The organism is Pararhizobium sp. PWRC1-1, from assembly GCF_049897905.1.
In the GTDB taxonomy this organism is placed as follows: Bacteria; Pseudomonadota; Alphaproteobacteria; order Rhizobiales; family Rhizobiaceae; genus Pararhizobium.
Genome location: NZ_JAFCXE010000002.1, coordinates 1 through 22,055 on the forward strand (window position 1 = coordinate 1; position 22,055 = coordinate 22,055).

The following is a 22,055-nucleotide window of genomic DNA, read 5'->3' on the forward strand; positions in this document are numbered from 1 at the left end:
TTGTATTCGCCGAAATACTTCGTGATCGCTGCCGTCAGCGACGTCTTGCCATGGTCGACGTGGCCGATCGTGCCAATGTTAACGTGCGGCTTATTGCGCTCAAATTTGCTCTTTGCCATGGGGTCAAGTTTCCTGTGATCAATGAGAATGCACCATACCGGCGGCGCCGGTTTGGGGAGGCGTTTAAGGGTTTCGGGCGGAATGCGCAAGACTTAATTATTTTGCGCGCCGTCAGGCCCTTGCGGCCTGGATGATGCGTATGTGGGGATGGTAACGCCCGATTCCAATGCCAACCACATCAAACGCGGAAACCGGATCAAAACAACGACTTGCTGATTGATCTTAAAGCAACGCAATAGGCACAGCAGATGGTGGGAGCATTTTGATGGAGCGGGTAGCGGGAATCGAACCCGCGTATTCAGCTTGGAAGGCTGCTGCTCTACCATTGAGCTATACCCGCGGGTCAAGATCCGTGTGACAGAATGGTGGAGGGAGTTGGATTTGAACCAACGTAGGCTGAGCCAACGGATTTACAGTCCGTCCCCTTTAACCACTCGGGCATCCCTCCATTATTCTGTCGGGATCAAGCGACCAAGCTTTGCAGATCAAAGTGTTGTTTGCCGGGGCAAGTCAGCCCTTCAATCTGCGCCGGGTATATGACGGTCCCGTTTCATCCTGTCAACACGGCGTCTCAGAAAAAGTTGGGAAAATCGCGATAAAGATTGCCAGCCGCCGATTTCGCGAAAAACGGTTCCACGCGAACCGCATCGTCAGTATAAGACGGGTATGAGCAAAGATAATCTGGGCGACAAGAACGCCAAAGACACCCATTACGCCACTCTTCGCCGCGCGCATCGCGATGGCAAACGCGAACGCGGCGAAATTCCAACACCTGTGCAGGACAAGCGCAAGAGAAGCGCTGCGCCAGACTGGAAGGCGCCGCAGCTGGCGCCCGATCAGGTGCTGCTCTACGGCATCCACACGGTGCGCGCAGCCCTTGACAATCCCGAGCGCAAGATCACCAAGCTTTCGGTGACGCAGAATGCGCTGGTGCGGCTGGAAACCGGACTGGTCGAAGAACTCGGTTTTCCCGTGGAGATCGTCACGCCGCAGGATCTCGACAAGATTCTGGGACCTGACGCCATCCATCAGGGCGCGATGCTGGAAACCGTGCCCCTGCCCGTCCGCAGCCTTTCGGCGCTCAACGACAGCCCGCTGATCCTCGTTCTCGACCAGGTGACCGATCCGCACAATGTTGGCGCCATCATGCGCTCGGCCGTTGCCTTCAATGCCGGTGCATTGATCACGACGCAGCGCCACAGCCCGACCGAATCGGGCGTCATGGCCAAATCAGCCTCCGGCGCGCTGGAAATGATCCCCTATATCCAGATCACCAATCTGGCCGACGCGCTGGAAGAGCTGCACAAGCTCGGCTTCGTTTCGATCGGTCTTGATTCGGAAGGCCCAGAGCCGCTCGAACAGGCACTCTCCGGTGCAAAGATCGCACTCGTTCTCGGCGCCGAGGGCAAAGGGTTGCGGCAGAAGACGCGCCAGACCGTCAGCACGCTTGCCCGTGTTGAGATGCCGGGCGCCATCAAATCGTTGAATGTATCCAATGCTGCCGCGATCGCCATGTATGCGGCACGCGGCCATCTGGCCAAGGCCTGAGCGGCGGCTACCGGGTCAACGGCAATAGCGCAACCGACAACCGGGCTTCGGGACAACCATCCCGAAGCTTGCGCCATGTGGTGACATTGAGTTCCATTTCGCAACGCGCCAGATAGGCGACATCGCCCACCCGGATACAGGCGGTCTGGCCGAGTTCGAGTTTGGAGCCATCACGGTTTCGGCAGGTGCAGCCCGCATCCGGCGGTGCCGCAAGGGACACGCCAAGAGAGGTTCCGGCAAAGGCCGAAACCAGCGCGACCATCAAGAGTGCCAGAACACATTTCATAAGCAGAGTTTAATACAAAAATTCCGGGCGTCCAGCCCCGGCCGGCCGCCGGGCTCGCGTGGGCCACCGATGCTGGATTTTCCCAGGCCGAATCTTGAACTCAGGCTTTCTTGAGGAACTCCGTGCGCAGCACTAGGCCCTTGATCTTGGCATGCCGGCATTCGACCTCATCCGGATTTCCGGTCAGGTGAATGCCCTTTATCACCGTGCCGCGCTTCAAGGTTTCGGATGTGCCCTTGACCTTGAGATCCTTGATCAGGGTGACATTGTCTCCCTCGGAAAGGATCGTGCCGTTGCTGTCCCTGACATCCGTCATTGCCATTCCAATCTGTAGTCTGAGGGTCGAAGTCCTGTGATCCGGGCTCTATCCCCTCGCGACAGGCGTGTCCAGCCTGCGATGCAACAGCATCGGCAGGACAGGAAAAAGCCCGGCAGCGGATGCCCGGCTCAGACTGTCTGACAAAGTTATTCTCTCACCATTTACCAGGTTGTTTGGGAAATTATGCGATTGCCAAATCCTCCGTCATTCCTGTGCCCGTCACAGGGATCCAGCCAGCTCAAGTCCTTGAGCTGAAAGAGTCTTGTGACCCGACAGACGTCGGGTCGCTGTATCCCCGCCACAAGGGCGAGGATGACGGAGAGTGGGATGCCGATTTCGCCAGATAATCATTTTCAGAGTCTGTCGGCAGCATACCGGCTATCAGTTCACACCGGCTAAAACCGTCTGTTCAGGCCGCGATATCGAAATGCCCGCGGCCGGCAATGGCCTTTTCAGCTTCCGTGATGGCGGCTTCCTTCGAATCCGGGCTGATGGCCAGGCCTTCGGCACGGACGAATTCGACATTGATGATCCCAATGAAACCGAACACCGTGCTCAGATAGGTTTCCTGGTGATCCATGGCGCTGATCGGCGACGTGCCGGAATAATGGCCGCCACGCGTCGAGGCGACGATCACCTTCTTGCCCTTGGCAAGGCCTTCGACGCCCGTCTCTGTGTAACGGAAGGTGGTTCCGGCTACGAGGATGCGGTCGATCCAGGTCTTCAACTGGCTGGGAATGGCGAAATTGTACATCGGCGCACCGATGACGACGACATCGGCAGCAAGAAACTCGTTGAGCGAGGTACGGCCGGCGTCAAGCTCGGACACCAGCGTCGCGTCCAGGCCTTCCGGATTGGCGGAAGCCGCCATCAGGTGCGAGCCGTTGAGATGGGCAAGCGGAGCGGCGGCCAGATCGCGATACGTGACACTATCGCTTGGACGCTCCGCCTTGATCCGTGCGACGATCGATGCCGTCAGGCGGCGGGAAACGGAATGATCTCCGAGAATGCCGGAGTCGATATGGAGAATGTTCATGGTAGGCACCTTCGGTTGATTGTTTAGTCTGCGCTTGTGTGGCGTTTGGGTGCATCACATATGAATTCAAAACAATCGGCCGATAAGCCGCCCCTTTTTCGACAGGCTGTTTCCTGATAGAAACAATAATGGTCAATCATCGATGGACATGAAGGTGTGACATGCAGGATCTGAACGATCTCGCGCTCTTTGCCGCCGTGGTGAAACACAAGGGCTTTTCCTCTGCCGCCCGTGTCCTCAACATTCCCAAATCCAAGCTCAGCAAGCATGTTGCGCGACTGGAGCAGCAGCTCGATGTCCGCCTGATCGAACGCTCGACCCGCAAGCTACGGGTGACCGAAATCGGCCAGGCCTTCTATGAGCGCTGCGAGACGATCCTTTCCGGCGTCGAAGCTGCCGAAGCAGTGGTCGCCGCTGCCAAGAGCGAGCCGACCGGTGTCGTGCGGCTCGCCTGCCCGATCGGCTTTACGCCGTTGCTCGGCCATATCCTGCCGGTCTTTCACCAGCGCTACCCGGGCGTGCGACTGCTGATCACCGCGACCAACCGGCGGATCGATCTCGTCGAGGAGCGCATCGACATCGCGCTGCGGGCACGCGACCAGCTGGATACCGACAATAATCTGATTGTGCGCAAGCTCGGCGAAGCGCGCCAGTTTCTCGTGGCGAGCCCTGCGCTGATGGCGCGGATCGGCAATGTGACGATCGATACGCTGGGCACCTTGCCGACGCTGTCGATGAACGAGCAGCATCTGACCGATACCTGGCAATTGAACCATACCGACGGGACGAAACGCGACATCGCGCATCAGCCCGTGATCGGCTGCGGCGATTTCGGCATTCTGGAGCGGGCCGCCATCGAGGGGGTCGGCATCGCCCTTCTTCCGGATCATCTGTGCAACCGGGGCATCAGGACCGGGGTACTGGTGCCTGTGCTGCCGGAGTGGTGCTCGAACACCACTATCGCTCACCTGGTCTTCACCTCCCGTCACGGCATGCTGCCCTCGGTCCGTGCGCTGATCGATTTCATTGCCGAGAACCTGCCGACTGCAATGTCGCACTGCACCGAACTCGATCCGCCGACAGCCATGCGGGAAGCGGCGGAGTAAGAAATGGCTCTCAAGGGGCCAGGCCTATGATGCGGGCGTTTCACACAATCGAATCATATCCGGCGGAGGCAAAGTAGAATCATGACACGGGAGCGGCGGCGCCGCGTCATCTGGAGACGGCGCACGGGACTGGGCATCGTTCTCGTTGCCGCCATCTCCTTTCTTGCCGGCATGACGGATGCGGCCGGCCTTTTAATTGCCGGCAGCTTCGTCTCCTTCATGAGCGGCAATACCACCCGCGCCGCCGTCGCGCTCGCTGATGGGCAACCGGGCTATGCGGGGATTTTGCTGGGCGCCCTTTGGATGTTCGTCGCCGGCAATGCCCTCGGGATCATCATTGCCCATAACGCGGCCCGGCGCGCGTTTCGCGTCCTTTCCGGCGTTACCGTCCTGCTCTCGCTTGCGGCCATCATCACCGATCCGGATTTTGCAACGCTGCAATTCTACGCGATCGTGCTGGCCATGGGGCTCGTCAATGCCGCCGTCGAACACATCGAAGGATTGCCGATCGGGCTGACCTACGTCACGGGCGCCCTCTCCCGCTTCGGTAAAGGCATCGGCAGCTGGATGGTCGGCGCGCCGCGGCGGGACTGGTCCCTGCAGATCGTCCCCTGGCTTGGTATGGTGTCCGGCGGCATATGCGGCGCCTTTCTCGAACGGGCGCTTGGCGCCAATGTACTTTGGCTGGTCTGTGCGCTGTCGGCAGCGCTGGCGATTCTTACTTTTTTCATCCCCCCGCGCCTGCAGCGGCGCCTTGCGCCCCGCGCGCCGCTGCAGGCGGCAAAAATGCGGCCGACAAAACCCGGCCTGTAATCACCGCAAAACAACGATCGATGCGCACCCAACCGGTGCCGGTGCGAAAAAGCAGCTGCCGGACAGCATTTTTGCTTTACACACGACCAGAATATGCTAATTCCCAGCCGCAAGTGCTGCCCTTATAGCTCAGTTGGTAGAGCACCTGATTTGTAATCAGGGGGTCTCGGGTTCGAATCCTGATGGGGGCACCATTTTTTCTTCCCGCGATGCGATCGTTGGCCCTCACAAGCAGCCGTTGTTTCCACGTTCATCTGCGCCGTTGTTTTCCTTTCATACGTTGATGTTTTATGCATGATACCGGTGGTTTGCTGGCGGTGACATCATCCGTTGGATGCCCAGTTGACGGCAGGGGTGGTTTTGGGCTTTCAGTCCGCTGTCGCCCATTTCATAAAATATGACAGGCATTTCATGGCTCGCACGTTCAAAACCATCGCCTTCGCCGCTTCGGCAACCGACGAGGCACAGGCGGCGGAGGCGGAGCTGGTGGCCCTCTATGGCCAGGAAGATCCGGCCGAAGCGGATGTGATCGTGGCGCTCGGCGGCGACGGGTTCATGCTGCAGACGCTGCACGAGACGATGAATTCCGGCAAGCTGGTCTATGGCATGAACCGCGGCTCGATCGGCTTCCTGATGAACCGGTACAGCACCGATAACCTGCGGGAACGGCTGGCGGACGCCGTGGAAAACACCTTCCGGCCACTGGAAATGCAGACCATCGATACCGACGGCAACAGCTTCAAGGCATTGGCGATCAACGAGGTCTATCTGTTCCGCCAATCCTACCAAGCAGCCAAGCTGCGGGTCGTCGTCGACGATCGCGTGCGGCTGGAAGAACTGATCTGCGACGGGGTCCTGCTCTCCACACCCGCCGGCTCGACGGCTTACAACCTCTCGGCCCACGGCCCAATCCTGCCGCTCGAAGCACCGCTTTTGGCTTTGACGCCGGTCAGCCCCTTCCGGCCGCGGCGCTGGCGCGGCGCGCTGCTGCCCAACAAGGTCACCGTCGATATCGAGATTCTCGAATCGGAAAAACGACCGGTCAACGCGGTCGCCGATCATGTCGAGGTGAAGTCAGTGGTTCAGGTGCGCATCGCCGAATCGGAAAACATCACTGCGCATATTCTTTCGGATCCGGATTATTCCTGGTCGGACCGCATTCTTGCCGAACAGTTCTCCAACTAGAATCAGCCGGGCGCCCTCGCCTCACGTTGCCGCAATGCCTTGATTTCGAATCGATTTCGGCCGAAGGTTGTGGCAGAGTTGATTGTGTCTTGATGTCCGAGCGGGATAGAGACACCGGGCATCCAGCTTTTCACACGCGTTTACCTGAGGCGAAGACGATGCTCCCTATCCGATGTTTCAGTGCGCCTTTATTCAGGTATGGATTGGCCCCGCGGGCGCATGCGTTTGACGGCCAGAGACGTATGGCCTCTCGTTCCGTGCACCGCCTGGCCGGTCTCCTTCTGATGCTGCCGTTTGCAGCGGGGGCACCTTCTCGCGCGGACGAGACCGTGCTGATGCCTGCCAATATCATTTTCGTGACAAGCACCGGATATTGGGAAGAGAGCGGCGACCCGCTGAGTTCACTTGATCAAAACAGTGCAACGACGACGGAGAACAAACCGGCCTCACCGGCGCCGGCTCAGCGGGGTTATTACAAGCTCGTTGCGGTGCGCCAGCCCGAGGGCAACGCTCACATCTTCCTGCAACAGGTGGCGCTGGATGCCGCAGGGCCGAAGGTGGTGTCGTCAGCGGAGCTTGAAGAGTTTTCCGCGATGAAGGCGTATGTCACCGAAATCAGACCGGAAACATCCGATGGCGTCGCAGCCCAGCCGGGACTGTTTGCCACGGTCTATCTGAAGACGTATCCGACGGCCGGCGACCCTGAGACCTGGACTGTGCTGATAGACGACATCGGCGATATCAAAGTCGAACGCGAAACGAACTGACTGGCCACAGCGATCAAAAGAAAAGCCGGGCGATCGCGCCCGGCTTTTGCAATTTTCAGATGGGTTGGCAATCAGGCTTACGCCAGATCATCGACCACGGCGTCGGCACCGCCGTTGACGCGGTGGGCGAGTGCCGCCTCCATGAATGCGTTCAGGTCGCCGTCCAGCACATCGTCAGGTGCCGTGCTGGCAACCCCGGTGCGCATGTCCTTGACCAGCTGGTAGGGCTGCAGCACGTAGGAGCGGATCTGGTGGCCCCAGCCGATATCGCTCTTCGATGCGGCTTCAGCATTGGCCGCTTCTTCGCGCTTCTTCAGTTCCGCTTCGTACAGACGGGCGCGCAGCATGTCCCAGGCCTTCGCCTTGTTCTTGTGCTGCGAACGTTCCTGCTGGCACTGCACGACGATACCGGACGGCATATGCGTGATGCGCACGGCCGAATCGGTGGTGTTGACGTGCTGGCCGCCAGCGCCCGACGAGCGGTAGGTATCGATACGGCAATCGCTCTCGTTGATATCGATCTGGATCGAATCGTCGATGACCGGGTAGACCCAGATCGACGAGAACGAGGTGTGACGGCGGGCGTTGCTGTCGAACGGCGAGATGCGAACCAGGCGGTGAACGCCCGATTCGGTCTTCAGCCAGCCATAGGCATTGTGCCCCTTGACCAGAAGGGTCGCCGACTTGATGCCGGCTTCTTCGCCGTCATGAACTTCCAGAAGCTCGACCTTGTAGCCCTGGCGTTCGGCCCAGCGCGTGTACATGCGCAAGAGGATGTTCGCCCAGTCCTGGCTCTCGGTGCCACCGGCGCCGGAATGGACTTCCAGATAGGTGTCATTGCTGTCGGCTTCACCTGACAGCATCGCTTCCACCTGTCGGCGGGCCGCTTCGGTGCGCAAGACGCGCAGCGCATCTTCGGCTTCCTTGATGATGTCGGCATCGCCCTCTTCCTCGCCGAGTTCGATCAGGTCGATGGCATCCTGCATCTGCTGCTCGAAGGCGCGGACGCTGGTGATGCCGTCGTCGAGATGCTGGCGCTCGCGCATCAGCTTCTGGGCTTCCGCCGCATCGTTCCAGAGGTTCGGATCCTCCGACTTGTTGTTCAACCAGTCCAGCCGTCTTACCGCCTGATCCCAGTCAAAGATGCCTCCTCAGCAGGCTTATGGCCTGCTTGATTTCGTCGACAATATTCTCGATTTCGGTCCGCATGATCCTGCTTCTTGCGCTCGTATGGAATGTGCGCCGTGAATAGCGACGCCTGCCTCTTATGTAAAGACCGGCAGGCGTCTGCAAATGGGAAGGGTGGGTTAAAACAGGCCGCTGGAGCCACGGTTGATGGCGTCGTTTGCCTGCGGCGACGCCTTCAGGATTTCCTCTGGCGGGATATATTGATCGGCACCACCGATCACCGAGAAGGTGTCGGCCGGGCCGGTGCCGGGCTTGAAGGCCTCGATGATCGTATCCGGATCGCCGTCCGCCGCAGCCATGCCGGTCTTGCGGTTGACCGGGATCAGGCTCATGCCTTCCGGAACGACAAACTGGACCGGGCGCGTGCCCTGCATTGCGGCCTGCATGAAATCGTTGAAGACGGGGGCCGCCAGACCGCCACCGGTCGCACCGCGGCCGAGCGGTGCCGGGCTGTCGAAGCCGAGATAGAGGCCTGCGACCAGGTCCGGCGTATAACCGACGAACCAGGCGTCTTTTTCGTCATTGGTGGTTCCGGTCTTGCCGGCCACCGGGCGGTCGAGCTTAATCTTGCCGGCGGCAGTCCCGCGGGAAATCACGCCTTCCATCATCGAGGTGATCTGGTAGGCGGTCATCGGGTCGAGGACCTGTTCGCGGTTATCGGTCAGAACCGGCTCTTCCTGTTCTTGCCAATCGGCAGCATTGCAATTGTCGCAGGTGCGATCTTCATGACGGAAGATCGTCTTGCCGTAACGGTCCTGGATGCGGTCGATCATCGACGGCTTGATCTGCTTGCCGCCATTGGCGAGCACGGAATAGGCCGAAACCATACGCAGAACCGTCGTTTCGCCCGAGCCGAGCGACATGGCGAGCACCGGCAGCATCTTGTCGTAGATACCGAAACGTTCGGCATATTCGGCAACGAGGTTCATGCCCATGTCGTTGGCAAGCCGCACTGTCATCAAGTTACGCGACTTTTCGATGCCGAGGCGCAGGGTCGAGGGACCGGCCGAACCGCCGCCATAGTTTTCCGGGCGCCAGACCTGACCGCCGGTGACGAGCTCGAAGGGTGCATCAAGGATGACGGATGCGGGCGTATAGCCGTTATCCAGCGCTGCCGCATAGACGAAAGGCTTGAAGGAGGATCCCGGCTGGCGCATCGCCTGCGTCGCCCGGTTGAATTCCGATTGGCCATAGGAGAAACCGCCGGCCATTGCCAGCACGCGGCCGGTCTGCGGGTCCATGGCGACAAGGCCGCCCTGCACTTTCGGCGGCTGGCGCAGGCGATACTCTCCGGCAGCATCGGTTGGCTCGACATAAACAACATCGCCCGGACCAACGACGCCTTCCGGCGATTTTGCCGACTTGCGGTCACCGGCGGAGGAACGGTAGGCCCATTGCATGTTCTTGGCAGTGATATGGCCGGTCAGGCGGTCGGCGCCGACCTTGCCGCCTGCGTCCTTTTCCGGCTGGATGCCGATATCGGCGCCGTTGCCATCGACGGAAAGAACAACTGCCAGCTTCCATTCGGGCACATCGGACAATGCGTTCAGCTTGCCGAGCGGCTCGCCCCAGTCTCCACCGATCTCGATTGCCTTCATCGGGCCATGGAAACCACGGCGCTCGTCATAGGAGACCAGTGCATTCTGCAAGGCCTTGCGGGCTTCGACCTGCAGTCTCGGGTCAAGCGACGTGCGAACGGAGAGACCGCCTTCATAGAGAGCGTTGTCGCCGTAGCGCTGGATGATCTGGCGGCGGACTTCCTCGGCGAAATAGTCAGACGCGAACAGATGCGATCCGCCACGGCGAACGCTGACGCCGAGTGGCTGCTTCTTGGCTTCTTCGCCATCGCTCTTGGCGACGTAGCCATTCTCGACCATGCGATCGATGACCCAGTTACGGCGCTCGATAGCGGCTTCGGCCTTGCGGAACGGATGATAGTTTGCCGGCCCCTTCGGCAGGGCTGCAAGATACGCCGTTTCGGCAATGGTCAGTTCGGTAACCGACTTGTCGAAATAGGTCAGTGCTGCGCCGGCGATCCCGTATGAGTTCAGACCGAAGAAAATTTCGTTCAGATAAAGTTCGAGAATGCGGTCCTTGCTATACGCCTGCTCGATACGGAACGACAGGATCGCTTCCTTGACCTTGCGGTCTATCGTCTGGTCGGCGGACAGGAGAAAGTTCTTGGCAACCTGCTGGGTGATCGTCGAGGCGCCGACCGGGCGGCGGCCGGAGCCGAAATTCTGCAGGTTGACGAAGATGGCGCGGCCAAGGCCGGTGATGTCAACGCCGGGATGCTGGTAGAAATTCTTGTCTTCAGCCGAAATGAAGGCAGCCTTGACGCGATCTGGAATGGCCTGGATCGGCAGATAGAGGCGGCGCTCGCGGGCATATTCGGCCATCAGCGCACCGTTGCCGGCATGGACGCGGGTCGTTACCGGCGGCGAATAGCTGTTGAGGACCTCATAGTCTGGCAGGTCCTTGGTCACATGGCCAAGATAGATGGCAGCGGCTGCGGCAACGCCGAGCACCAGAAATGCGCCAATGCCGAAGAAATATCCAATCAGTCTGATCATCAGCCAGGTACCGGTATCCAGTTATCGTTTATCTATGCGGAACACACGTTGCCGGTGGGCCTACCCCGCACCTTGCCCGAATGCAATCACGCCAACGAATTTAACAACGAATGAAATGCGTTCCAGATGGTCCGCGACGCTTCCCCACGTTGCATGTTTACGGCCGGCGATCGTCTTTCGGATCACCGCCGCGCAATTCAGACTTCCGGATAGCGACCGGATTGTGAGTAAAATAGGGCTTGCGGCAGATTAAACATAGGTCATCCCGTTGAAAACGATATCGCTGTTACTCCGGCGACACAAATCACAACACACGTTATTGCCGGTCTAAACCGTGGCGCGGCAACGGATGAAGTCCCAGCCAAACGCCCTCAACCGCCGTTTGCCACGGCCTCGCCGCGATAGCCACGCACGGCAACTGCGAGCAAACCGGCGACCTTGCTGCGCCAGACTGGATCGACGAGGAGCTTTTCATCTTCCTTGTTGGACAAAAAGCCCAGTTCAAGCAGAATCGACGGCACATCCGGCGCCTGTAGCACACGGAAACCGGCATGGCGGTGGGGATTATTGATCAGGTTGATCTGTCCCTCGAACGAGGAAACGACGGAGCGGGCCAGGTTGACCGAGAATGCCTGCGTTTCGCGGCGTGTCAGATCAATCAGAATGTCGGCAACTTCAGCCGGCTCGCTCTTGAAGGTAACGCCGGCGATCTCGTCCGACAGGTTTTCGCGGGCGGCGAGATTGGCTGCCAGGTGGTCGGATGCCTTGTCGGAGATTGTATAGACGGTGGCGCCGCGAATATCGCGCTGCTTCAGCGTATCCGCATGAATGGAGATGAACAGGTTGGCGCTATGCTGGCGGGCGACCTGTACACGTTGCGGGAGAGAGAGAAACTCATCACTGTTGCGCGTCAGGAATGCCTTGACGCCCTTTTCCTTATTGAGCGTCTCGACAAGCTGCGTGGCGAAAGCGAGCGTGACGCTCTTTTCTTCCATCTTGGTCTCACTGCCGATCGCGCCGGTATCGATACCGCCATGGCCTGCATCAACGGCAACGATGAATGCGCCTGGTGCCGCCGGCTCGACCAGCCTGTCGGTCTTTGCGGCCGTGACCGTGCCTGTCCACTTCTGCTCTTCGATCAGGCTGGAAAAACGTGCCTCGGTCACGCGCTCGGCATCGAGAACCAGGCGAAAGCCCTTCCCTTCCTCGTCCGCCTTGACATCGGCGACCGTGACCGCGACGGGTTTGCTTGCCGTGAGCACCACACGGGCGCTGCCCGGGCCCATGGCGCCATAGCGGATTTCGGTGAACAGGCCGCGCGCCTTCAGATCCTCGGGCTTCAGACCGAAGGAGGTTTCAGGCAGATCGACGATGACACGGGGCGGATTGGCAACATAGTGGACGAAGAAAATCGGCTTGCGGTCGAAATCGATCACCACCCTTGTGCGGGCATCGTCACCGGCGATCCGGGCACCATAAGCGAGCAACGGTGCATCCGCAGCTTGGGCTATCGGCGCTGCCGAGAGAACCAAGAGGCCCAGCAGGCACCGTCGTATCATCGCTGACAGGATCAAATCCGCTCTTCCTTGTTGCACACGCCCGCCGGAACCCTGTGGTAGCGTCTTCCGCAATCCGGTCTTCGACGTCTCATTTCGGGACATAGCTTACGCCTGGCGTGCTGCCGCCTGTAGCATCCATGACGCCATATGGTTAATCAAACCTTGCTTTCTCTACGCTCAAGGTGCGACGCCTGCGCTCTTTCAACGCTGCTAAAGCGCATAAAGACGGCGGCAAACCGGCACTCCGGCAGTACACACCCCGACAAGCGAATCAATCAATATTATGGCGGCTCCGGCTTTTCCCTTGCCATTGTGACATAGAAAACATAAAAGCCTTGCAGGGAGAAAGTGTTGACGGGATAGAATCGACGACCGGCAGCCAAAGGGTTTTTTAAGCCCTGGCGCCAGAGCGTGATCGGGGACGGGTAAAACCGCTTCAAGGCAGATCACGTCTCGGACAAGCAGTCGCGCTTCATCCGCCGTCGCTCCACTTTTTCTTCGCATGCTGAATCGAGAAATTCCGGCGGTGGCCGGAGCGTTTATGGTGACGATCACCGCAGGCCCGTGACCGGGCACATTCATCGGGCCTTCAGGGCCTACTACATTGGCATTCTTGTTTGGTCATTAACGTTGTCCCAGCAGTATCGGTCAGAAGTAAACAGGCCCCGGAACAGACTAGTTCCGGCTGCTGTCTGGCTGTTGGACGATCTTCCCAACCATACAGGAACATTCACATCCGGCGAAAAACCTGAGCTGTATGGAAAGTCTCCTCCGGGAGGCTATTTTCCTGCTGTTTCCAGGGTGCGCCGAGGAGCACCACTTACATGGCAGAGAAAATGCTTATCGATGCGTCTCACGCTGAAGAGACGCGCGTCGTTGTCGTACGCGGAAGCCGCATAGAAGAATTCGACTTCGAATCCGAACACAAGAAACAGATCCGCGGCAATATCTACCTCGCGAAAGTGACGCGCGTAGAGCCGTCGCTGCAGGCGGCCTTCGTCGATTACGGCGGCAACCGCCACGGCTTCCTGGCCTTCGCCGAAATCCACCCCGACTATTACCAGATCCCGCTCGCCGACCGGCAGGCCCTTTTGCGGCAGGAAGCCGAAGACGCGCGCCGCGATGACGACATCGAGCACGTCGAAACCGGCACGGATCTCGGCCCGGACTTAGAAGATGAAACAGTAGAGACGACGGTTGAAAACGTCGTCGAGATCATCGAGGCGGCTGCCGAGCCGGTCGAGACAGTGGAAACGGATGTCGAGGCTGAAGAAAAGCCGAAGGCAAAAGCCAAGCGCCCGCGCCGCACCAAGAAGGCTGCTGCCGCTGAAGCCGAAGCAGCCGTTGTTGACGGCGACGAAGGCAACGGCGGCGAAATGGCTGCCATGGTCGATACCGACAGCATTTCGGAAGATACCCGTGGCGGACGTCGTGGTCATGACGACGATGATGACGATGGTCATCACGAGGAAAAGGAAGTCATCGAGTCCGTTGGCGCCGAAGACGCTATGGAAGAAGTGCCGGACCGGCAGGTCAGCCGCCGCCCGCGCAAGCAGTACCGCATCCAGGAAGTCATCAAGCGCCGGCAAATTCTGCTGGTGCAGGTGGCCAAGGAAGAACGCGGCAACAAGGGCGCAGCCCTCACCACTTACCTGTCGCTTGCCGGCCGCTATTCGGTTCTGATGCCGAACACGGCGCGTGGCGGCGGTATCTCCCGCAAGATCACCAACCTGCCGGACCGCAAGCGTCTGAAGGAAATCGCCCGCGCGCTCGACGTGCCGCAGGGCATGGGCGTCATCCTGCGCACCGCCGGTGCCAACCGCACCAAGGTCGAAGTCAAGCGCGACTTCGAATACCTGATGCGCCTGTGGGAAAACGTCCGCACGCTCACGCTGTCCTCGACAGCCCCTTGTCTCGTCTATGAGGAAGGCTCACTGATCAAGCGCTCGATCCGCGACCTTTACAACAAGGATATCAGCGAGATCATCGTTGCCGGTGAGGAAGGCTACAAGGAAGCCAAGGGCTTCATGAAGATGCTGATGCCGAGCCACGCCAAGGTGGTTCAGCCCTACCGCGACGTGCACCCCATCTTCTCGCGCTCGGGCATCGAAGCCCAGCTCGATCGCATGCTGGTGCCGCAGGTAACGCTGAAGTCCGGCGGCTACATCATCATCAACCAGACCGAAGCGCTGGTTGCAATCGACGTCAACTCGGGCCGTTCGACCCGCGAACACTCGATCGAAGACACGGCTCTCCAGACCAACCTCGAAGCCGCCGAAGAAGTCGCCCGCCAGCTGCGCCTGCGCGACCTTGCCGGTCTTGTGGTCGTCGACTTCATCGACATGGAAGAAAAGCGCAACAACCGTTCGGTTGAAAAGCGCCTGAAGGACCATCTCAAGAACGACCGCGCCCGCATTCAGGTCGGCCGCATCTCGCATTTCGGCCTGCTCGAAATGTCGCGCCAGCGCATTCGCGCTTCGGTGCTGGAATCGACGATGCAGGTCTGCTCGCATTGCAACGGCACGGGCCATGTTCGCTCGCAGTCCTCCGTCGCCCTGCATGTTCTGCGCGGCGTCGAGGAATATCTCTTGAAGAACACCACGCACAACATCACCGTGCGCACGACCCCGGATATCGCGCTCTACCTGCTCAACCACAAGCGCGGCACGATCATCGATTATGAAGAGCGCTTTGGCATTCAGATCATCATCGAGGCGGACGCCCATGTCGGTGCGCAGCATTTTGCCATCGATCGCGGCGAAGCCGTCGAGAACCCAGTCAAGATCGATCAGATCATCCAGTTCGAGCCAGAAATCGACGAAGACGATGATATCGTCATCGAAGAGGATATCGAGGACGAAGAAGAGGTTGTGGCGGAAGCCAAGCCGGAACGCGCTGAGCGGGCCGAGCGTAGCGAACGGGCACCTGCCGAGCAGAGTGACGACCAGGGTAACCGCAAGCGCAAGCGCCGGCGCCGCCGGCGTGGCGGCCGCCCTGGTAGCGACCAGGCAACGGAAGCCGGTGTCAGCGCCGACGATGCATCCGATGAGGATGGCGACGAGGACGAAGCAGATGACGTTGCTGCACAGGCAGGTTCCGAAGATGCGCAGGATGCAGGCCTGAGCGAGGAAGAACGCCAGAAGCGCAAGCGCCGCCGTCGCGGCAAGCGTGGTGGCCGCCGCAATCGTCCGGACGAGGCAGAAGGTGAAAACCTGGCAGCCGACGGCGAAGCCGCCGGTGACGAAGCCTCGACCGATGCGCCAGAAGCGGACGCTGATGCTGCCGTTTCAGCCGAAGCTGTTGTTTCCGCCGTTGTCGTCGAAGAGATCGCTGAAGCCCCGGTTGTTGCCGAGGAAGAGGTGAAGCCAGCAAAGCCGAAGCGCAGCCGCAAGAAAGCCGTGGCTGCCGTCGAAGAGGCCGTTGACGAGCAGGTGCCCCTCGCTTCCGCCGATGCGGATGCCCAGGCTGCTGTCGAAGCAAAGCCGGAAGCGGTAGCTGCCGTCGAGGAACCGGCTGTCGAGAAGGCGGCCGCAGACCTCGAGGACACAAAGCTCGACGACACGAAGCTGGTGCGCGCCAACCGCAATATCGAGACGATTGCCAGCGAGCCGGTGGTCAAGTCGTCCACCGTTAAGAAGGACGAAGGCGACGCTGATCCGGCAAAGCCCAAGAAGGGCGGCTGGTGGCAGAAGCGCGGCTTCTTCTGAGCCGAAACTGACGCCTAAGAGTTGAAAAACCGGCCAAGCGATTGGCTGGTTTTTTCGTTTCAAGCCTGTTCCATAAGTAACTGCGAAAATACCAGAGCTGCGACAGATTGTGCTTCGCTGGACGAGATGGGCTCGCCCGGCACCAGCCGGAGGAGGCAATTATGCGACGTTTCCTTGTCGCAGCGGCGCTCGTCGCCATTCCCACCATTTCGCTTGCAACGACATCCCAGGCCGACAGCAATGGCCGCCAGCGTTACAATGACTTCTACTACAGGAGCTATGACACAGCCTTCGAACCGGTCTGTGTGATCAGGACAGTCCGCAAGACTGACGAGCACGGCAACTCCGTCATCCAGAGGGTGCGAATCTGCCGCTGAGGCAAGCGGGTTTGACAGGCGCTACAGGCATGCGCGTCCGCTGGGTGCGCATGAAACGCGGGCGGCCTCGCCGCCGATCCACTTGCCAATCCGATTCACAGCCGTGACAGACTGAATCCGGAAAAACCTTTAACAGCCTGAGATCGCTACAGGATCACGCCAGCCAACGGGCAATTCGGTCCATTGCAATGATCATGTCAGCTTCTGCCCCCGCATAGGAAAACCGCATCGCGCGATGCCCTTCGACAGGATCGAAATCCAGCCCCGGCGTTGCTGCCACATTGATCTCGGCCAGCATCTTGCGGGCAAAATTCATGCTGTCATTGGTGAAGCGGCTGACGTCGGCATAGGCGTAGAAAGCGCCATCCATCGGCGAAGCGATGGTAAAACCGATCTCCGGCAGGCGCTTCAGCAGAAGATCACGATTGGCGGCATAGGATGCCTTGTAGACATCCAGTTCCACCTCGCAGCCGAGCGCTGCTTCCGCCGCGATTTGCGACAGTTCCGGCGGCGAAATATATAGGCTCTGGGCGATCCGCTCGAAGGCGCGAACCTGGTTCTCCGGCAGGATCATCCAGCCGATCCGCCAGCCAGTCATGCAATAATATTTCGAGAACGAGTTGATGATGACCGCTTCATCGGTCACCGCCAGCGCCGTCGTCTCCTCGCCGGCAAAAGTCAGGCCATGATAGATTTCGTCCGAGATGAAGGCAATATTATTGTCATGGCAATAGTCGGCAAGCGCCTTCAGCCCTGCCCTGCCGGTCACCGTGCCTGTCGGATTGGCCGGGCTGGCGAGCAGAACGCCGTCCAACCGTTTGCCGGCTTTTACCGCCGCGGCTTCCAGGCTTTGCGGCGTCAGTGTGAAGCCGCTTTCCGCATCCGCCTCGACCTCGACGACACTCATACCGAGAGTTGTCAGGATGTTGCGGTAGGCCGGGTAGCCCGGGCGGGCGATGGCAACACAATCGCCGGGATCAAACAGCGCCAGGAAAGCCAGATTGAAGCCGGCCGATGATCCCGTCGTGACGGCAACGCGCTGTGGATCGATATCAATACCGTAGCGTGAACGATAATGCCGGGCGATGGCTATTCTCAGCGACGCGGTTCCCAATGCATCGGTGTAACCGAGACGGCCGTGGCCGAGTGCCGTTCGTGCCGCCTCCAGCGCTGCCTTCGGTGCGGGATGGCTCGGCTGGCCGACGGCCATGGAGATGACCGGATAACCGGCTTCGCGGCGCTTGGTGGCCTCGGCCAGAACGTCCATGGCATGAAACGGTTCGACGGAACTGCGGGCGGACAGAGGCTTCAACGGCACATCCTCGATATTTTTGACGTGACAGGCATGTGCCTGATCGCAAAGGGCTTCACAAGTGCGCGAGCGCCGCATTTCCGCCGATTTTGCGGTTTCGTTTGGCGCCGCGCCACCCTATGGTCGGCAGCGATATTCTGTTGTCCTTCAAACAAGCCTGTTGACGCGGCCTTAGCACTTGAACGACAGACTGCAGCAACGAAAGACAACGAGGACTACCATGCCATTCAACCTTCGCAAGATCATCGCCGCTTCGCTTATCCTTTTGACGGCGAGTGCTGCTGCCTCTCCGGCGGCCTACGCGCTGGATGCCAAGCAGAAGCAGGAAATCGGCGATTTCATCAAGGAATACCTCGTCGCCAATCCGGAAATCCTTCTCGAAGCCCAGCAGTCGCTGAAGAAGAAGCAGGCCGACGAACAGTCGGCGCAGGCGCAGGCTGCCATTACAGACAATGAAAAGGCGATCTTCCAGTCGCCCTATGACGTGACGCTTGGAAATCCGAATGGCAATGTGACCATCGTCGAGTTCTACGACTACAATTGCGGCTACTGCAAACGCGCTTTGTCGGACATGGAAACCATTCTGGAAAAGGACAAGAACGTTCGCTTCGTCCTGAAGGAGCTGCCGATCCTCGGACCGGATTCGATGGCGGCGCACAAGGTCAGCACCGCCTTCCGCGCCATCGCGCCGGAAAAATACGGCGACTTCCACCGCGCTCTGCTTGGCGGCGAGGACCGTGCCAATGAAGAAACGGCGATGGCCGTGGCCACCGGTCTCGGCGTTACTGAGGCCGACCTGCGCAAGAAGATGGCTGAAAACACCCAGGACGACGCCGTCAAGGAAGTCTACACGCTTGCCAACGATCTCGGCATTACCGGCACGCCGTCTTACGTTATCGGTAAGGAAGCCGTCTATGGCGCGGTCGGTGCCGAGGAAATTGAAACTAAAGTCGCCAATGTCCGTAGCTGCGGCAAGACCGTCTGCTAAGCCTCGTTTTTTGGGCGAAGCGACGCGTTATGGCTTGTGGACAAATGCCGAGGAGGGCCAAAGGGCTTTTCCTTGGCAGTTCGCCGGTCTATAGGTAGCGCTCGATTATCGGACCGGATCCCATATGCCATCGACCATTTTCGTGCTGAACGGCCCCAACCTCAACGCGCTCGGAAAACGCGAGCCCGGTATTTATGGGGGCCAGACGCTGGCCGACATCGAGGCAATGTGCGTCGAGCATGGCAATGCACTCGGCCTCAACGTCGTCTGCCGCCAGAGCAATCATGAGGGCGATCTCGTCGACTGGTTCCATGAGGCAGGCAGCGTGGCGCAGGGCATCGCCATCAATGCCGGCGCCTACACCCACACATCGATCGCATTGCACGATGCAGCAAAGGCGATCGGTATTCCGGTCGTCGAAGTGCACCTGTCCAATGTTTATGCCCGTGAGGGATTCCGGCACAAATCGATGCTGGCACCCGCCGCGAAAGGCGTGATCTGCGGCTTCGGTGCCGACAGTTACATTCTGGCGCTCAATGCGCTAAAGACACTCACACAACACACGAAATAAAAAGAACACGAGGCTCATATCCATGGCTGACAAGAAACCCGGCATCGACCAGTCGCTGATCCGCGATCTCGCCAACATTCTGAACGAAACCGATCTCACCGAAATCGAAGTGGAACAGGATGACCTGCGTATCCGCGTTTCCCGCGCCGGTACGCCGCAATACGTGTCCGCTCCTGTTCCGGTCGCTGCACCGGTCCAGGCCGCTTCGGCCGGCGTTTCTGCGATCTCCGCTGCAGAAACCGCACGGGCGTCCAAGAACGCCCTGACCGCACCGATGGTCGGCACGGCTTATCTGTCGCCTGCTCCCGGCTCGCGCCCCTTCGTCGAAGTCGGCGCCACCGTCAAGGAAGGCCAGACGATCCTGATCATCGAAGCCATGAAGACCATGAACCAGATCCCGGCGCCCCGCTCCGGCAAGGTTACCGAAATCCTCGTTGAAGACGGCGCACCGGTCGAGTACGGCGAAGCGCTTGTCGTCATCGAATAGGCCGCGCAGATGATTTCAAAGATCCTCATCGCCAATCGCGGCGAAATCGCCCTTCGGGTGTTGCGCGCCTGCAAGGAACTTGGCATCGCCACCGTCGCGGTTCATTCGACCGCCGACGCCAACGCGATGCATGTGCGGCTTGCCGACGAGAGCGTCTGCATCGGCCCCCCGCCCTCGCGCGACAGCTATCTCAACATCCACCAGATCGTTGCTGCCTGCGAGATCACCGGCGCCGATGCCGTGCATCCGGGCTACGGCTTTCTGTCGGAAAATGCCAAGTTCGCCGATATCCTCGACGCCCATGGCATCACCTTCATCGGACCGACCGCCGATCACATCCGCATCATGGGTGACAAGATCACGGCCAAGGAAACCGCCAAGTCGCTTGGCATTCCGGTCGTTCCCGGTTCGGCCGGTGAAGTGTTACCGGAAAATGCACTTGAGATCGCCCGCGAAATCGGCTTCCCCGTACTGATCAAGGCCACCGCCGGTGGCGGCGGACGCGGCATGAAGGTGGCGAAGAACGAGGAAGAACTGTCCGAGGCGGTTTCCACAGCACGTTCAGAAGCGCTTGCCGCTTTCGGCAACGACGCCGTCTACATGGAAAAGTATCTCAGCAAGCCACGCCATATCGAAGTTCAGGTCGTTGGCGACGGCGAAGGCAATGCCATTCACCTCGGTGAACGTGACTGCTCTTTGCAGCGCCGCCACCAGAAGGTCTGGGAAGAAGCCAATTCGCCGGCCCTCAATGTCGAGCAGCGGATGAAGATTGGCGAAATCTGCGCCGATGCCATGCGCAAGCTGAAATACCGCGGCGCCGGCACGATCGAGTTTCTCTACGAAAATGGCGAGTTCTTCTTCATCGAGATGAACACCCGCCTGCAGGTCGAGCATCCGATCACCGAAGCCATCACCGGCATCGACCTGGTGCACGAGCAGATCCGTGTCGCTTCCGGCGGCGGTCTCTCGGTGACGCAGGACGAGATCGTCTTTTCCGGCCATGCCATCGAATGCCGCATCAATGCCGAGGATCCGCGCACCTTCGTGCCGTCGCCCGGCACAATCACGCATTTCCATGCGCCTGGCGGTCTCGGTGTTCGCGTCGATTCAGGCGTCTATCAGGGCTACAAGATCCCGCCCTATTACGACAGCCTGATCGGCAAGCTGATCGTGCATGGACGCACCCGCGTCGAATGCATGATGCGCCTGCGCCGCGTGCTCGATGAATTCGTCATCGACGGTATCAAGACGACCTTGCCTCTGTTCCAGGACCTGATCAACAATCAGGACATCGCCAACGGCGACTATGACATCCATTGGCTGGAAAACTATCTGGCCAAGACGGCCGAATGAGGTTTTGAATGAAGGGGACCCGCAGCAGGCAGCCGGACATTACACCGGATTTGCTGTTGCGGGCCTATTCTATCGGGCTGTTCCCGATGGCCGACAGCGCTGACGATCCCGAACTGTTCTGGGTCGAGCCTGAATTGCGCGGCATTATCCCGCTCGACGATTTCCACATTTCCAAAAGCCTGGCCAAGACGATCCGGCGCGCGCCTTTCGATATCCGGTACGACACGGCCTTCGAGCAGGTCATGGACGGATGCGCCGCCCCTGCCCCCGACCGCCCGACCACCTGGATCAACGCCAGGATCCGCTCACTCTATGCAACCCTGCACAGCATGGGCCATGCGCATTGCGTGGAAGCCTGGGACGGTGACGAGCTGGTCGGGGGTCTCTACGGCGTCTCGCTCGGCTCGGCGTTCTTCGGCGAAAGCATGTTTTCGCGCCGCACCGATGCCTCGAAGATCTGCCTCGTGCATCTGGTCGAGCGGCTGCGAAAGCAGGGTTTTGTCCTGCTCGACACGCAGTTCACCACCGAACACTTGAAAAATTTTGGCGCAATCGATGTACCCAAGTCGCGCTATGAAAAGATGCTGGCACGGGCGATTGCAACGCCGCATCTGAAGTTTTGATACGCAGGCTCGCGTCACTGCGGTGGCGAGCGTCACTCATGACACCGCAACACACGCACGGCCCCTCATCCGGCCTGCCGGCCACCTTCTCCCCGTTTTGACGGGGAGAAGGGATCAGCGGCAAACTCCGTCATCCC

20 protein-coding genes and 3 tRNA genes are annotated in these 22,055 nt (G+C 59.6%); 13 read left to right on the forward strand and 10 right to left on the reverse strand.

Annotated features, from left to right (window positions below; genetic code table 11):
- From ACP7E0_RS03545 to ACP7E0_RS03555, 3 genes are all read right to left on the reverse strand, one after another.
- Window positions 1–119: GTP-binding protein (locus ACP7E0_RS03545; RefSeq protein ID WP_426123582.1), on the reverse strand; the 119-nt coding region annotated here is incomplete at its 3' end.
- Window positions 120–386: 267 nt separating this feature from the next.
- Window positions 387–460, reverse strand: a tRNA-Gly gene (locus ACP7E0_RS03550).
- Between the two features lie 23 nt (window positions 461–483).
- Window positions 484–568: transfer RNA gene (locus ACP7E0_RS03555), tRNA-Tyr, on the reverse strand.
- A 218-nt stretch (window positions 569–786) separates the two neighbouring features.
- Here ACP7E0_RS03555 and rlmB point away from each other — a divergent pair.
- On the forward strand, window positions 787–1,668 hold the full coding sequence (rlmB, locus tag ACP7E0_RS03560) for a 23S rRNA (guanosine(2251)-2'-O)-methyltransferase RlmB (protein ID WP_426123044.1): 882 nt from the start codon (window positions 787–789) through the stop codon (window positions 1,666–1,668).
- Window positions 1,669–1,675: 7 nt separating this feature from the next.
- On the opposite strand, the gene ACP7E0_RS03565 is transcribed toward rlmB, so the two are convergent.
- The 3 genes from ACP7E0_RS03565 to ACP7E0_RS03575 all read right to left on the reverse strand — a co-directional run bounded on the left by ACP7E0_RS03565 (window position 1,676) and on the right by ACP7E0_RS03575 (window position 3,309).
- Window positions 1,676–1,954 (reverse strand): hypothetical protein, encoded by a 279-nt coding sequence (locus ACP7E0_RS03565; RefSeq protein WP_426123045.1) that lies wholly within the window; start codon window positions 1,952–1,954, stop codon window positions 1,676–1,678.
- A 100-nt stretch (window positions 1,955–2,054) separates the two neighbouring features.
- Complete coding sequence (locus ACP7E0_RS03570) at window positions 2,055–2,270, reverse strand: alkylphosphonate utilization protein (RefSeq protein ID WP_426123047.1); 216 nt, start codon at window positions 2,268–2,270, stop codon at window positions 2,055–2,057.
- Between the two features lie 412 nt (window positions 2,271–2,682).
- Window positions 2,683–3,309 carry an FMN-dependent NADH-azoreductase gene (locus tag ACP7E0_RS03575; RefSeq protein ID WP_426123049.1) on the reverse strand — a complete coding sequence of 209 codons (627 nt, stop codon included), beginning with the start codon at window positions 3,307–3,309 and terminating at the stop codon, window positions 2,683–2,685.
- A gap of 161 nt (window positions 3,310–3,470) precedes the next feature.
- Between ACP7E0_RS03575 and ACP7E0_RS03580 the strand changes: the two genes are divergently transcribed.
- The 5 genes from ACP7E0_RS03580 (at window position 3,471) to ACP7E0_RS03600 (ending at window position 7,180) form a co-directional block, all read left to right on the forward strand.
- Complete coding sequence (locus ACP7E0_RS03580; RefSeq protein ID WP_426123050.1) at window positions 3,471–4,415, forward strand: LysR family transcriptional regulator; 945 nt, start codon at window positions 3,471–3,473, stop codon at window positions 4,413–4,415.
- Window positions 4,416–4,496: 81 nt separating this feature from the next.
- A complete protein-coding gene (locus tag ACP7E0_RS03585; RefSeq protein ID WP_426123052.1) occupies window positions 4,497–5,228 on the forward strand; it encodes a YoaK family protein in 732 nt (243 codons plus the stop codon).
- 118 nt (window positions 5,229–5,346) lie between these two features.
- Window positions 5,347–5,422 (forward strand) — tRNA-Thr (locus ACP7E0_RS03590).
- Between the two features lie 217 nt (window positions 5,423–5,639).
- The gene (locus ACP7E0_RS03595) at window positions 5,640–6,413 is read left to right on the forward strand and encodes an NAD kinase (protein ID WP_426123053.1); all 774 of its coding nucleotides are present in this window, start codon (window positions 5,640–5,642) and stop codon (window positions 6,411–6,413) included.
- A gap of 257 nt (window positions 6,414–6,670) precedes the next feature.
- Window positions 6,671–7,180 carry a hypothetical protein gene (locus ACP7E0_RS03600; protein ID WP_426123583.1) on the forward strand — a complete coding sequence of 170 codons (510 nt, stop codon included), beginning with the start codon at window positions 6,671–6,673 and terminating at the stop codon, window positions 7,178–7,180.
- Between the two features lie 77 nt (window positions 7,181–7,257).
- Here ACP7E0_RS03600 and prfB read toward each other — a convergent pair.
- The 3 genes from prfB to ACP7E0_RS03615 form a co-directional block, all read right to left on the reverse strand.
- Window positions 7,258–8,389 (reverse strand): peptide chain release factor 2 gene (gene prfB, locus ACP7E0_RS03605; RefSeq protein ID WP_426123054.1). Its coding sequence is split into 2 segments (ribosomal slippage): window positions 7,258–8,319 and window positions 8,321–8,389, totalling 1,131 coding nucleotides; the frame shifts between segments, so codons are not numbered across the junction.
- 98 nt (window positions 8,390–8,487) lie between these two features.
- The gene (locus tag ACP7E0_RS03610) at window positions 8,488–10,941 is read right to left on the reverse strand and encodes a penicillin-binding protein 1A (RefSeq protein ID WP_426123055.1); all 2,454 of its coding nucleotides are present in this window, start codon (window positions 10,939–10,941) and stop codon (window positions 8,488–8,490) included.
- Between the two features lie 371 nt (window positions 10,942–11,312).
- The gene (locus ACP7E0_RS03615) at window positions 11,313–12,500 is read right to left on the reverse strand and encodes an N-acetylmuramoyl-L-alanine amidase (RefSeq protein WP_426123585.1); all 1,188 of its coding nucleotides are present in this window, start codon (window positions 12,498–12,500) and stop codon (window positions 11,313–11,315) included.
- 824 nt (window positions 12,501–13,324) lie between these two features.
- Between ACP7E0_RS03615 and ACP7E0_RS03620 the strand changes: the two genes are divergently transcribed.
- Both ACP7E0_RS03620 and ACP7E0_RS03625 read left to right on the forward strand, forming a co-directional pair.
- Window positions 13,325–16,207, forward strand: a complete 2,883-nt coding sequence (locus ACP7E0_RS03620; protein ID WP_426123056.1) for an Rne/Rng family ribonuclease — start codon at window positions 13,325–13,327, stop codon at window positions 16,205–16,207.
- A 161-nt stretch (window positions 16,208–16,368) separates the two neighbouring features.
- Window positions 16,369–16,584 (forward strand): hypothetical protein, encoded by a 216-nt coding sequence (locus tag ACP7E0_RS03625; RefSeq protein WP_426123058.1) that lies wholly within the window; start codon window positions 16,369–16,371, stop codon window positions 16,582–16,584.
- Window positions 16,585–16,738: 154 nt separating this feature from the next.
- Here the strand turns inward: ACP7E0_RS03625 and ACP7E0_RS03630 are convergent, their stop codons facing one another.
- Window positions 16,739–17,851: a pyridoxal phosphate-dependent aminotransferase gene (locus ACP7E0_RS03630; RefSeq protein ID WP_426123587.1), complete on the reverse strand. Its 1,113-nt coding sequence runs from the start codon at window positions 17,849–17,851 to the stop codon at window positions 16,739–16,741.
- Window positions 17,852–18,116: 265 nt separating this feature from the next.
- Here ACP7E0_RS03630 and ACP7E0_RS03635 point away from each other — a divergent pair, with 265 nt between their 5' ends.
- The 5 genes from ACP7E0_RS03635 to aat all read left to right on the forward strand — a co-directional run bounded on the left by ACP7E0_RS03635 (window position 18,117) and on the right by aat (window position 21,918).
- Window positions 18,117–18,884: a DsbA family protein gene (locus ACP7E0_RS03635; protein WP_426123059.1), complete on the forward strand. Its 768-nt coding sequence runs from the start codon at window positions 18,117–18,119 to the stop codon at window positions 18,882–18,884.
- A gap of 124 nt (window positions 18,885–19,008) precedes the next feature.
- The gene (aroQ, locus tag ACP7E0_RS03640; RefSeq protein WP_113314479.1) at window positions 19,009–19,455 is read left to right on the forward strand and encodes a type II 3-dehydroquinate dehydratase; all 447 of its coding nucleotides are present in this window, start codon (window positions 19,009–19,011) and stop codon (window positions 19,453–19,455) included.
- A 22-nt stretch (window positions 19,456–19,477) separates the two neighbouring features.
- Window positions 19,478–19,942, forward strand: coding sequence for an acetyl-CoA carboxylase biotin carboxyl carrier protein (accB, locus tag ACP7E0_RS03645; RefSeq protein ID WP_426123060.1), 465 nt, complete (start codon window positions 19,478–19,480; stop codon window positions 19,940–19,942).
- A 9-nt stretch (window positions 19,943–19,951) separates the two neighbouring features.
- A complete protein-coding gene (gene accC, locus ACP7E0_RS03650) occupies window positions 19,952–21,295 on the forward strand; it encodes an acetyl-CoA carboxylase biotin carboxylase subunit (RefSeq protein WP_426123062.1) in 1,344 nt (447 codons plus the stop codon).
- Window positions 21,296–21,303: 8 nt separating this feature from the next.
- Window positions 21,304–21,918 carry a leucyl/phenylalanyl-tRNA--protein transferase gene (gene aat, locus ACP7E0_RS03655; RefSeq protein WP_426123063.1) on the forward strand — a complete coding sequence of 205 codons (615 nt, stop codon included), beginning with the start codon at window positions 21,304–21,306 and terminating at the stop codon, window positions 21,916–21,918.
- Window positions 21,919–22,055: the final 137 nt, after the last annotated feature.